The organism is Gemmatimonadaceae bacterium (assembly GCA_020852815.1).
Taxonomy (GTDB): domain Bacteria; phylum Gemmatimonadota; class Gemmatimonadetes; order Gemmatimonadales; family Gemmatimonadaceae; genus SCN-70-22.
This window is the reverse complement of sequence record JADZAN010000015.1, coordinates 236,433-249,289: the sequence shown is the minus strand read 5'-3', so window position 1 is coordinate 249,289 and position 12,857 is coordinate 236,433. Positions and strand designations below refer to the sequence as shown.

Sequence of the window (12,857 nt, the reverse complement as noted above, 5' to 3'; positions counted from 1 at the left end):
CCGGCGGGAGCGGTGGCGGCGTCCTCACCGCGTGGATGATTGGCCACACCGATCGCTTCCGCGCCGCGCTGGCCTTCTATCCCGTGATCAACTGGGAGTCGTTCTCGCTCACCGCCGACATGGCGCCGCTCTCGGTGAAGAACTGGTTCCCCGGCCTTCCCTGGGACAACGCCGAGAACTACGACAAGCGTTCGCTGCTGAGCGTGGTGAAGAACGTGAAGACGCCGACGCTGATCATGACGGGGGAAGAGGACTTTCGCACGCCGATGTCGGAGAGCGAACAGTACTACAAGGCGCTCAAGCTGCGCGGCGTGGAAGCGGTGCTGGTGCGCGTTCCCGGCGAGCCGCACGGCATTCGCCGCTATCCCAGCCACGCCGCGGCGAAGCTGACGACGCTGCAGGGGTGGTTCGAGAAGCACAAGGCACCGCTGCAGTAGGCGGCATCCATGGACCGACGCGACTTTGTCACGCTGGGGGCGGCCGGGCTGGCCGGCCGCGCGCTGTTCGGCCACCGGAACGTCTCGCATCCGGCGCCTCACCCGCTTGCGGCTGACGGTACACCCAGCCCGGGCGCCCCGGACCGCATGCAGTGGTGGCGCGACGCGCGCTTCGGGATGTTCGTGCACCTTGGCCTGTACTCGCTGCCGGGCGGCGAGTGGAACGGGAAGTTCGTCGGCTCGCACGAGTGGATGCGCAACAACGCCAGGATCCCGCACGAGGAATACATCCAGCTCGCCAACCGCTGGAACCCCACCGCGCTCGACGCCGACGCCATCGTACGGATGGCCAAGGCGGCGGGGCAGAAGTACGTCGTCGTCACCACAAAGCACCACGAAGGCTTTGCACTCTGGCCGTCGGCGGTGAGCGAGTACGACGTGATGGCGACACCGTACAAGCGCGACATCATGCGCGCCTTTGCCGACGCATGTCGCACGCACGGGCTCAGGCTCGGCTGGTACTACTCCATCATGGACTGGTATCACCCCGACTACCTCCCGCGCCGCGACTGGGAACGACGCGACGCGTCGGGGGCCGACTTCTCGCGCTACGTACGCTTCATGCACGCGCAGTTGCGCGAACTCCTCACCAACTACGGCCAGGTAAGCATCCTCTGGTTCGACGGGCAGTGGGAGAAGACCTGGAGCCACGCGCTGGCGAGGGAGACGGTGGCGCTGTGCCGGTCGCTGCAGCCCGGCGTCATCATCAACAACCGCGTCGACGTTGCGGCTCCCGGCGGCGACGACCGCACGCGCGGCGACGGCAACGTGGGCGACTACAGCACGCCGGAGTTGGAGGTCCCCGCGCGCGGGCTCCCCGGGCAGGACTGGGAGTCGTGCATGACGATGAACGACAACTGGGGCTTCGCGAAGGACGACAGCAACTGGAAGTCGCCCGCCAGGCTCATCGGACTCCTGGTGGAGACGGCGAGCAAGGGGGGGAACCTGCTGCTCAACGTTGGACCCGACGGCAGCGGGCGCGTCCCGCAGCCGAGCGTCGATGGCCTGGCGGTGATCGGGAGGTGGATGGCGGCGAACGGTGACGCCATCTACCGCAGCACGGCCTCGATCGTCGATACGCCGGCTTGCCGCACGACCACGCAAGGGCAGTACATCAACGTCTTCGTCGAGCAGTGGCAGCCGGGAGAGCTCGTCCTTCCGGGCGTCTGGGCCACGCCGCGCCGCGCCTGGCTCCTGGCGGATGAAGGGACGCGCATCCCGTTAGGCGCGGGCGACGACGGAGTCGTGCTGACGCTCCCCGATCGCGCCCCGGATCCGATCTGCTCCGTGGTGCGCGTGGAATTCGATCGCGACGTCCGCGCCGGCTGACGCGGACGTCGAAACACCACCGCGCGCTGCAACTGCGCGCCGCTACCGCCAGAGCGTGATCACCTGCTCCGCGATGCGTCCCAGCGTGGACTCCAACTCGAAGAAGTCACCGGTATTCTGGTTGGTGAAGACGCTCACGATCGCCGGCCCCCCCTCGTAGAAGATGATCCCCACGTCGTTGCCGGCGATGGGGGGCCAGTCGCCGGTCTTGTGCGCCACCGATGCCCGGTACTGGATGCGCTGCGGAAGGCGCGACGCGTAGAACTGCCGCCGCAGCATCCCGATCATCACGTCGCTGGAAAGCTTCGACGCGTACTTGGCGCTGAGGATCCCCTCCAGCAACGTCGCCATCTCGCGCGCGGTGGTGCGCCCCAGCCATCGCGTGGAATCACCCTCGAGGGTGAAGCTCCGCTCGGACGACTTCGCGTCGTTCGGGAAGCCGCGCTCGTATACCTCGCGATCGGTCATCGTCGCGTTCTTCGCATCGGCGCGAATCCAGACCTCGCGAAAGAGGTCGCCGGTGGTGCGATTGAGCCGCGTCTCGCGAAAACCCAGCTGCGCCAGCATCGTGTTCACTCGCGCGAGCCCCACGGTGCGGATCATGATGTCCGTCGCCGTGTTGTCGCTGGTGATGATCATCTGCTCGATGAGGTCGCGATACGTTGGGTTGAGCCCGGCGTCGAACGTCTGGATCAACCCGCTCCCACGGCGCAGGTCCTCGGGGCGTATGACGTAGCGGTCGGTGAGCTTGAGCTTCCCACCCTCGACGTCGCGGAACGCCTGCAGCATCACGGCGATCTTGATCACGCTCAGCGTGTTCATAGGCACGTCGGCGCGCAGCTCGATCGTTCGCCCCGATGGGAGGTGCTTGGCGAAGATGGAGCTCTTCGCCGAGAGCGAGTTGAGCGCCTGCGTGACGTATGACTGCAGGTTGCCCTGCGCGCCGGCAGGTGCAACATGCACGGCCAGGGCGACGATGGCGGCAGCGAGTGAGCGGGTTCGCATCATGGCAGGGGCGTCGGGGGCGGGGCTTGGACCTTCAGAGTTCCGCGGCGCGACGCGTGAGCGCCACCTTGTCCACCTTCCCGATGGGGAGGAGCGGCAACGCGTCGCAAAGGACGAACGACTTCGGGAGCTTGTAGTTCGCGAGGCGCGTGCGACAGTACTCGGCGAGCGCGTTTGCCGTAAGCCCGGCCTTGGCGACCACGAAGGCAACGCCCACCTCGTCCCACAGCGGGTCGGGGCGCGCCACCACGGCGGCCATGATCACGTCGGGGTGCGAGTGGATCACGTCCTCCACCTCGCGCGGGTACACGTTGTAGCCCCCGGACTTGTACATCTCCTTGAGCCGCCCTACCAGGCGATAGCGACCGTCGGCGCGCTGCTCGGCCACGTCGCCGGTGCGGAAGAAGCCATCGCCAGTGAACGCCGCGGCCGTGGCCTCGGGGCGCCGCCAGTAGCCGAGAAGGTTGTAGATCGAGCGGACCTGCACTTCACCGGGATGTCCGGGGGCGACGACCGTGCCATCTTCGTCCACGAGCCGAATCTCCACGCCGGGAAAAGCGTGCCCCACGCTGTTGGCCAGGATGTCGAGCTCGTCGGTCGGTTCGACGATGGTGATGGCGCTGGTGGTCTCCGTCATTCCGTAGTTGGTCGCCAGGCGCGGACAGATGGCGCGCAGCCGCTCGATGACCTCGACCGGCATCGCCGCCCCTTCCCAGATGATCAACTCGATGGCCGAGAGGTCGTAGTCGGCGAAGTTGGGGAGCGCCAACTGCATCTGGAAGACGGTGGGGACAGAGCCGAGGCAGTTGACGCGCTCCCGCACCGTGAGCTCGAGCGCCCCGTCTGGCGAGAACTGTTCCATGAAGACGAGGCAGCCGCCAGCCGCAAGCGTGGGGACCGACAGGTCGATGACGCAACCTACGTGGTTGATGGGGAGGTAGTTGAGGAAGCGTTGGTTGCGGAGCGGCCAACAACGGTTCTGCTCCAGCGAGAAGGCGACGATTCCCGTGTGGTGGAGCAGCGCCCCCTTGGGGCGCCCGGTGGAGCCCGATGTGTAGACGAGGAGGCACGGCTCGCGTCCGTCGCCCGGTATGCGGGCCTTGGCCAGCGCCTCGTCGGGCACGTCCCGCCCCGCGGCCACGAACTTCTGCACGGACTCGTAAGCGCTCGCCCCGTTCGCCCCGTTCGCCGCGTCCGCATCGAGGGCGACCACGTTCGCGATCGACGGCGCCGCGCGCCGCATCGCCTCGATTTCGTCGTGATACTGACGCCCTCCCGCCTGCGTGCGGGCGAAGAGGATGCTCGGCTCGGCGTCGCCGACAACGTACGCCAGCTCGTCGACACGATAGCGCGGATTGAGCCCGAGCCAGATTCCGCCGATCGAGACCGTCGCGAGGAAGGTGACCCAGAAATCGATCGAGGGCGTGGCGAGGGTGGCAACGCGGTCGCCGCGCTGGACGCCGCCCCGAAGCAGGGCGCGCGCGGTATCATCCACGCGCTGCAGCAGCTCGGCGTATGTCAGGCGTTCGTCGCGGCACACGACCGACTCGGCGTTAGGCGTGCGCGCCGCGTACCACGTGACCCACTCGCTGAGCCGCGCCACCACCGGTGGGGGCAACCGGGGGGCGTCGCCGCGGGCCGCGTCGCTCATCTCGCCGCGGGCGGGACCCACATCGACAGCCACTCGGCCACCAGGGCGGGGCGCTCACTCCCCTCGATCTCCACCGTCACATGCCAGGTGAGGATGCTGCGGTTCTTCGCGTCCACACGGCGCTCGCCCGCACGAAAGGTCCCGCGAATGCGCGCCCCCGCCGGCACCGGCGTCACGAGGCGCACGCGATCGAAGCCGTAGTTGAGGTAGTAGCCCTGCGTTGGATCGTGCCGCGAGGGATCGCTCCCCAGCACTCGGTGCAGCATGTGCGTGAGGAGCGACATGGTGAGGAAGCCAAAGGCGATGGTTCCACCGAATGGCCCCTGCGACGCCCACTCCGGATCGACGTGCATCGGGTCCAGGTCACTCGTCACTTCGCCAAAGCCGGTGATCATCTCCTGCGTGACGGTGATCCACGGCGAGCTGCCGAGTTCGCGACCGGCGGTGAAGTTCGCGAGAAAGGCGGGATTGGTCATTGGGAGTGGGTGCGGGCGCGCTAAACGTGCACCTCCGTGCTCGCGGTTGCAACGCGTCGCGCCATCGAGCGCCCTGGCCTGCGCGGCGCTCCTTCCGGGAGGAGGCAAGGGCACGTAGCGTATCGCCGGCACCTTCGCGCGCGTCTCCCACCGTTCGCTACCCGCCATCATGCGCCTCACCTGCCCGCCGAGTCGTGTTGCCTGCGCCGTTATCGTCACCGCGTCGATGGTCAGCGGCGCGTGCGGTGGTGCAGGGAATGAGCGCCGCGCCGCCGCGCTCTCCTACGGCAACATCGACGCGCAACGCCTGCTCGCGGCCGAAGCGGAGCCGGGGCAATGGATGGCGCTGGGGCGCACCTTCAAGGGCGAACGCTTCTCGCCGCTCACGCAACTCAACGACTCCAACGCCGACAAACTCGGCTTTGCCTGGGAGTACTCCGCGCGCACGCATCGCGGACGCGTGGAGCACGGGCAGGAAGCAACACCCATCGTCGTCGACGGCGTGCTGTACGCCTCGGGGCCGTGGGGGACGGTGTACGCCGTGGATGCACGCACCGGCGCCGAGAAGTGGCGTTACGACCCTGAGGTGGATGGGAGCTACAATCGGCGCGCCTGCTGTGACGTGGTAAGTCGCGGGCTCGCGGTGTGGAAGGGGCGCATCTACGTCGCGACGATCGACGGCCTCATGGTGGCGCTCGACGCGGCGACGGGCCAGGAGGTCTGGAAGAAGGATACCTTCATCGATCGCGACACCCGGTTCTACTCCATCACCGGCGCACCGCAGGTGGCGGGCAACGTCGTCGTGATCGGCAACAGCGGCGGTGAGTTCGGCGTGCGCGGCTACGTCACCGCGTATGATCTGGGGAGCGGCGCGCAGAAGTGGCGCTTCTTCACGGTCCCGGGCGACCCGGCCAAGGGCGCGCCGGAGAACAAGGCGATGGAGGTGGCGCTCAAGACGTGGGGCCCTCGGACCGACTGGGCGTCGGGACTGGGCGGGACGGTGTGGGGGGAGATGGCGTATGACCCCGAACTCAACCTCCTCTACGTGGGGACGGGGAACAGCACCCCCTATTCCGGCTGGCATCGCGATCCGTCGCGCGGCGACAACCTGTACCTCGTGTCGATTCTCGCCATCGATCCCGACAACGGGGAGCTCAAGTGGCACTACCAGCAGGTGCCATGGGAGCTCTGGGACTACACGGCGACAGCCAACATCATCCTCGCCGACCTCACCATCGGCGGGCGCGCGCGCAAGGTCCTGATGCAGGCGCCGAAGAACGGGATCTACTACGTCCTCGACCGCGCCACGGGTGAGTTCATCTCGGGAAAGCCGTTCGTCTTTGCCAACTGGCTCACCGGCTTCGATTCCGCGGGTCGTCCGCAGGTGAACCCGGCGGCGGTGTACGAGAAGGCTCCGGCGATGGTCTATCCCGCGCAGACGGGCGGGCACAACTGGCAGCCCATGGCCTACAGCCCGACAACAGGACTGGCCTACATCCCGGCGCGCTTCCAGGGGATGCTGATGCGCTCCGATCCGACGTACTCGTGGAACAAGGGGCGCGGCAACATGGGGGCCGGCGCGCTGATGGGCGACGTGCGCGACCTGGTGGGCCCCGCCGAGCAGAAGCTGATCGACGATGCGATGAAGCGGCAGCCGAACATTCCGTCACCGGCGACGCAGGAAGTGCTCATGGCGTGGGATCCGGTGACACAAACCGAGAAGTGGCGTGTGCCGATCGGTGACAAGGAGTGGTCGGGCGGCGGCGTCCTCACGACGGCGGGGAACCTGGTGATCCAGGGGACGTCGGCCGGGCACCTGGTGGTGTATCGCGCCGACAACGGGAAGCAGCTGCACGACATCGAGGTGGGGACGGGGATCATGGCGGCTCCCATTGCCTACGAGATCGATGGCGAGCAATACATCGCAGTGCTCGCGGGCTTCGGCGGGGCGCTGGCGCCGGCGTATCCGCAGAACAGCGCCGTCTACACCTACCAGAACTACGGGCGCATCCTCGCCTTCAAGCTTGGCGGGACAACGACACCGCTCCCGCCCCGGCGCTCGCCAGCCGCAACGCCCGAGCCGCCAGCGCTCACCTTTGTCACCGACTCGCTCGCCGACCGCGGCGCCGCGATGTTCAACACCACCTGCGCGTACTGCCACCTGGGGCGCGGCGAGCAGCAGCTCAGCGCCTATCCCGACCTGCACCAGCTCACGCCGGCGGTGCATGCGGCGTTCGACTCCATCGTCACCGGGGGAAAGCTCAGGGCCAACGGGATGTCGAGCTTTGCCGACATCTTCTCCCCCGACGACGTGAAGGCCATCCATGCACACGTGGTGCGCGAGCAGCGTCGGCTGTGGGAGGAGGAGCGTGCGGGGGGCGCGGCGCCCAGGGTGGAACTGCAATCGCGCGCCAAGGTGCCACACTGATGCCGAGCGACGAGCCCAGCATGCGGAACACGCGTACCATCGCGGCATTGCTCGCGCCGGCGCTCATCCAGTTGGCCGCCCCGGCGGCGGCGCTGGCCCAACGCTCGCCAGCCGGCGACCCACCGCCAGCCGCAATCGACTCGATCTTTGCCCGCTACGACCACACCAACACGCCGGGATGCGCGCTGGGGGTGTATCGCGACGAACGCCTGGCCTACGGGCGCGGCTACGGGATGGCGGAGCTGAACCAGGGCGTCCCCATCGGCACCGGCACGGTCTTCTACATCGCGTCGACCTCCAAGCAGTTCACCGCCGCGAGCATCGCGCTCCTCGCCGAGGAGGGAAAGCTCTCGCTCGCCGACCCGGTGCGGAAATGGATCCCCGAACTGCCTGCGTATGCGCAGCCCATCACGATCGCCAACCTCGTGCATCACACGAGCGGGATTCGTGACTATCTCGGCCTGTGGGCGATGTCGGGGCGCAGCATTGCCGACGAGGTGCCGCCGGAGATGGCGCTCGACCTGGTCGCGCGGCAGCGCGCGCTCGACTTCGCGCCGGGCTCGCGGTACTCGTACTCCAACTCGGGCTACCTCCTCCTTGCCGAGATCGTGAAGCGTGCCAGCGGGAAGTCGCTGCGCGAGTTCACGACGGAGCGGATCTTTGCCCCGCTGGGCATGACGAGCACGCAGTTTCACGATGACAACACGCGCATCGTGGCTCGGCGCGCGGAGGGGTATCAGCCCGACGGGCGCGGCGGCTTCAGGATCGTGCGCACGTCGTTTGCGCTGGTGGGCGATGGTGGCTTGCTCACGTCGGTCGACGACCTGATCAAGTGGGACGCCAACTTCTACCACAACCGCTTGGGGAAGGGCGATCCCGCGCTCATCGCGCAGCTCGTGACGCCCGAGCCGACGCCACTCGCCAGCGGCAAGCCGCAGGTGTATGCTTTTGGCCTCATGCCGGGGAGTTACCGCGGCCTCCCCATCGTCGAGCATGGGGGCGCCTTCATTGGCTTTCGCGCGCAGCTGCTGCGTTTCCCGCAGGAACGCTTGTCGGTCGCGATCCTGTGCAACGACTACACGGCGCAGCCCGAGGCGATGGCGCGGCAGGTGGCGGACCGCTACCTGGGTGCGCGCTTTGCCGCCGTTGCAGCCGCGAGTGTGGCACCGCCAGCTGCATCGACTGCGGGTGCCACACCCGCCGCCGACGTGCTGGAGCGCTGGGTGGGGCGCTACGAAGTGCTTCCCGGCATCGTGGCGGCGATTGTCCGCGACGGGAGTACCTTGACGATGACGCTCATGGGGCAGCGCTTGCTGCTGCGCGCCACCTCCGACTCGACGTTCATCACCCCCACCTCGAGCGAACCGGCGACCTTCGCCCGCACGTCGTCGGGTGTCACCCTGCAGGTCCCGCAGTTCGACATGTCAGCCCCCGCGCCGCGACTGGTGGCGATCGACACGCTGGCACCGGCGGCCGCCGCGGCGTACGCCGGGCGCTATGCCAGTGCGGAGCTGGATACCTGGGGGATCGTCCGGAGCGAGGGCAGTGCATTGCAGCTGCGCCTGCGCTACGGCGAGTGGATGGTGCTGGAGCCGCTGGCTCGCGACGTTTTCACGGTGCGCGGGGCGGGGGCGCGCCTTGCCTTCACGCGCGACGCCCGCGGTGCGGTGCGCGGCTTCAGCCTGAGCGCGGCACGCACGCAGAACCTCGTGTTCGAGCGCGAGCGTTAGGTGTCGCGCCATTCGCGAGGCAAGATCTGAAGGCTCTAAGCGCCCCTAAAGCTCGACACGGAGGGAAACGGAGGATTCACGGAGGGGCACGGAGGCGATCAAGGACGATTGAACTCCTCCGTGTCCCTCCGTGCCTCCGTACGTCCTCCGTGTTCAAGGCTTTTGATCTTTTCGTCCTGAGCGACGCCGGACCCAGCGGATGCGTCGGACCTGGAAGTACAAGTTCAAGATCGATATAACACGGAGGGTAACGGAGACACGGAGTCACACGGAGGAGATCGAGGACGATTGAACTCCTCCGTGCCCCTCCGTGCCTCCGTGTGTCCTCCGTGTTCAAGGCTTTTGATCTTTCTGTTGTCCCGAGCGCCGCCAGACCCAGCGAATGCGTACGGTCAGGAAGTGCAAGTTCAAGATCGATATGACACGGAGGGCAACGGAGACACGGAGTCACACGGAGGAAACCAAGGACGATTGAACTCCTCCGTGCCCCTCCGTGCCACCTCCGCGACCCTCCGTGTCGTGCTTCGTAGTTCCCCGAAACGAGCCTCACCTCACTTAGCCGCCTTACATCGTCGTGAACCGCCCCAGGTACTTCCGCACGCGCTCCAGGGCGTCGCGCAGCTCGACGGCGAGTTCTTTCCCCAGTTTGGCTTGCTCGCCGGTCGGCGCCGCGTTCCCCTGACCAATGTTGCGCAGCAGCGCGCCGATGCGGTCGCTGATGCGCGGGCCGCCGGTCCATTGTGGCGCCGATGCCGGTTTGGCCAGGATGTCGAGCAGCGTGTCGACTTCGGCGATCTCCCCGGCGAGAAGCTTGGCGGCCGCCGCACCCGTGCCTTCGGGGATTGCCAAGGCAGCCCGCCGCTTGGCCTCCAACTCTGCCTTGCGCCCGTCAAGCGCGCGCAGTGTGTCGTTGGCCAGCGACAGCAGGTCGCGCAACTCGGTGGCCACCACGAACTGCTGCTTGAGCGCGTCGAGCGTGGTGCTGGACGTGGGGTCGACCCGCACGTTCACCGGTTGCTCCAGCACCTCGCTCCCCACCGTCAGCCGCACGACGTAACGCCCGGGGAGCGCGCGCGCCCCGCTGGGCGCGCCGAACAGCCGCGCCGCCATCTCCTCGAAGTCCTCCGTCCCGCTGCTGGGCGCCGCGGCGCGGCGCGCGCGCGCCGGCTCGTAGCCCAGGTCCCATGACGTCGTGTTGATCCCCGCCTCGCGCGGCACGCGGGCCAGGGTTCGCACGACCTTCGCGTCGCCATCGAGGATCTCGAGCTTCACCGGTGTTTCCGCCGAGGGACGCGTGCGAAGGCTGTAGCGGATGATGGCCCCGTACGGCGGGTTGGGGCCCATGAAGAGCGCGTTGCCTAACGACCCCTTGTTCTGCTTGGTGGCAAAGCGCGTCGCCGTGCGCATGGCAAAGAGGTGCGCCGGCTTCGCCGCTGCCGCAGCCAGCTCCTGGATCGCCGAGGCGTCGTCGAGGATCCAGACACCGCGTGCATGCGTGGCGACGATGAGGTCGTTCTCGCGCTTGTGCACCAGCACCTCGTGTACCGGGACCGCGGGGAGGTTGCCGCCTAACCGGAACCAGTCGTTCCCTCCCGTCACACTCACGTAGAGTCCCGTCTCGGTCCCCGCGTAGAGGACGTTCGTGTTCCTCGGGTCCTCGCGCAGCACCTGCAGGTACGCCCCCTCAGGGAGGTTGCCGGCGATGCTGGTCCAGGTGGCGCCGCAATCCGTCGTCTTGAAGATGTACGGCTTGAGGTCGTCCATGAACTTGCGCTCGAACGTCGCGTACGCGGTGCACGCGCCGGTGCGGCTCGCCTCCACGTGCGAGACGACCGCCTCTGGTCCCACACCGGGAACGTTCCGGTCGACGCGCGTCCATGTGGCGCCGTCGTCCCTCGTCACCTGCAAGTTGCCGTCGTCGAGCCCCGCCCAGATGATCCCCTTCTGCACCGGCGACTCGGCGATGGAGTAGATCGAGTTGTAGAACTCGGCTGTCGTGGCCTCGAGCATCGCCGGACCGCCGGCCCAGCCGTGGCGCGTGGTGTCGTTCTTCGAGAGGTCGGGGGAGATGGCCTGCCACGTGGCGCCGAAGTCGCGCGAGCGGAACAGGACCTGCGAGCCGAAGTAGATCACCTTGCCGTCGTGCGGCGAGGCGACGATGGGGGCGTTCCAGTTGAAGCGGTACTTGAGGTCGTTCACCGGGCCGCCGTCGTTGCGCCTGGGCTGCGGCGAGATGTCTTCCTGCTCACGCGTCTTCATCTGCGTGCGCCAGATCATCCCGCCCTGACTGTCGGTGATGAGGTAGTCCGGATCGTCGGGATGCGATGTCTGGTAGTAGCCGTCGCCGTACGAGACCAGGTTCCAGTCGTCGACCAGGATGCCTAACGGGTCGCGCGTGCGGCTGGGGCCAAGCCAGTTGCCATTGTCCTGCAGCCCGCCGCCCAGGAAGTAGAACGGCTCGCGGTTGTCCGCGTGCAGCTGGTAGAACTGCGACAGCGGGAAGACGTTGGGGAAGCGCCAGTTCACGCCCCGGTCGCGCGACTCGGCAATCCCGCCATCGTTGGTGTCCCAGAGGCGCGACGGGTCGCTGGGATCGATCCAGAGCGAGTGGTGGTCGCCGTGGACGGTCACCGCGATGGGGCGGAAGTTGCGCCCGCCGTCGATAGACACCGAGAGGTTGCAGGCGATCGAGTAGACGCGCTCCGGGTTCTGCGGGTCGACGCGAAGGTCGGAGTAGTAGTAGCCACGACAGATGGTGCGCGCGTCGTCGCTCGTCCTGGTCCAGTTCTCGCCGTAGTTGTCGCTGCGGTAGACGTAGCCCTGCTGCGACTCGGTGATGGCGTAGACGATGTTGGGCGACGACGGGGCGACCTTCACGCCAATGCGCCCGAGGAGCTTGGGCAAGCCGCCGCCGAGCTTCTTCCAGGTGGCGCCGCCGTCCACCGACTTGAAGATCCCCCCCTGCTCGGAGCCGGAGGTGAAGGTCCACTGCTTGCGATCGAAGAGCCACATCGCGGCATAGACGATGTTGGGGTTCTTCGGGTCGACGTCGAGGTCGGCGCAGCCGTGCTTGTCGTCGAGGTAGAGCGCCTTGGTCCACGTGGCGCCGGCGTCGCGCGACACGAAGACGCCGCGCTCCGCGCTGGGCCCCGCCATGTGGCCGATGGCGCAGGCGAAGATCGTGCGCGGATCGTCAGGGCTCACCATCACGCGGGCAATGTGGCGCGTGTCGCCGAGCCCGATGAAGCGCCACGAGCGCCCCCCGTCGGTCGACTTGTACATTCCGCGCCCGAACGAGACCGAGTTGCGCACGTTGGCCTCGCCGGTGCCGACGTAGATCACGTCGGGGTTCCCGGGTTCGAGGGCGAAGTCGCCGATGCTGAGCGTGGGCTGCTTCTCGAAGATCGGCATCCACGTCGTGCCGCCGTTGATCGTCTTCCAGAGCCCACCAGCGGCGGTGCCGACGTACACGATGTTGGGATTGCCGGGCACCCCTTCGACGTCGGTCGACCGCCCCATCATGTTGGCGGGGCCAATCGATCGGAACGCAAGGCGGGAGAGGGCGGTCGTGTCGATGGCCGTCCTCGAGGTACTCGTCGGCGCGGGCGCGCGCTGCGCGTGCAGTGCCAGCGCGGGGACGATGGTCGCGAGGGCGACGGTGGCGACCGTGACGGCGCGCCAGCTTCGCGCGCGGTAAGTGCGGCGTGTGCGTGGAGAATGGAATCGCATGAGACGTTGGGA

The 12,857-nt window shown here is 67.6% G+C and carries 8 protein-coding genes; 4 read left to right on the top strand and 4 right to left on the bottom strand.

Annotated features, from left to right (window positions below):
- Positions 1 to 437, top strand: a 437-nt coding sequence (locus tag IT359_09065; GenBank protein ID MCC6929125.1) for a prolyl oligopeptidase family serine peptidase, incomplete at its 5' end; no start/stop codon positions are given.
- A 9-nt stretch (positions 438 to 446) separates the two neighbouring features.
- A complete protein-coding gene (locus IT359_09060; GenBank protein MCC6929124.1) occupies positions 447 to 1,826 on the top strand; it encodes an alpha-L-fucosidase in 1,380 nt (459 codons plus the stop codon).
- A 42-nt stretch (positions 1,827 to 1,868) separates the two neighbouring features.
- Here the strand turns inward: IT359_09060 and IT359_09055 are convergent, their stop codons facing one another.
- Genes IT359_09055 through IT359_09045 form a run of 3 tightly spaced genes read right to left on the bottom strand, consistent with a single transcriptional unit; the run spans position 1,869 to position 4,958 of the window.
- Complete coding sequence (locus IT359_09055; GenBank protein MCC6929123.1) at positions 1,869 to 2,834, bottom strand: serine hydrolase; 966 nt, start codon at positions 2,832 to 2,834, stop codon at positions 1,869 to 1,871.
- Between the two features lie 31 nt (positions 2,835 to 2,865).
- The gene (locus IT359_09050; protein ID MCC6929122.1) at positions 2,866 to 4,482 is read right to left on the bottom strand and encodes an AMP-binding protein; all 1,617 of its coding nucleotides are present in this window, start codon (positions 4,480 to 4,482) and stop codon (positions 2,866 to 2,868) included.
- Positions 4,479 to 4,958, bottom strand: a complete 480-nt coding sequence (locus tag IT359_09045) for a MaoC family dehydratase (protein MCC6929121.1) — start codon at positions 4,956 to 4,958, stop codon at positions 4,479 to 4,481. Before IT359_09045 ends, IT359_09050 begins: the two co-directional genes overlap by 4 nt.
- 169 nt (positions 4,959 to 5,127) lie before the next feature.
- Here IT359_09045 and IT359_09040 point away from each other — a divergent pair, with 169 nt between their 5' ends.
- A complete protein-coding gene (locus IT359_09040) occupies positions 5,128 to 7,386 on the top strand; it encodes a PQQ-dependent dehydrogenase, methanol/ethanol family (protein ID MCC6929120.1) in 2,259 nt (752 codons plus the stop codon).
- A gap of 20 nt (positions 7,387 to 7,406) precedes the next feature.
- The gene (locus IT359_09035) at positions 7,407 to 9,116 is read left to right on the top strand and encodes a beta-lactamase family protein (GenBank protein MCC6929119.1); all 1,710 of its coding nucleotides are present in this window, start codon (positions 7,407 to 7,409) and stop codon (positions 9,114 to 9,116) included.
- Between the two features lie 564 nt (positions 9,117 to 9,680).
- Here IT359_09035 and IT359_09030 read toward each other — a convergent pair.
- Complete coding sequence (locus IT359_09030; protein ID MCC6929118.1) at positions 9,681 to 12,845, bottom strand: hypothetical protein; 3,165 nt, start codon at positions 12,843 to 12,845, stop codon at positions 9,681 to 9,683.
- Between the last annotated feature and the right edge of the window lie 12 nt (positions 12,846 to 12,857).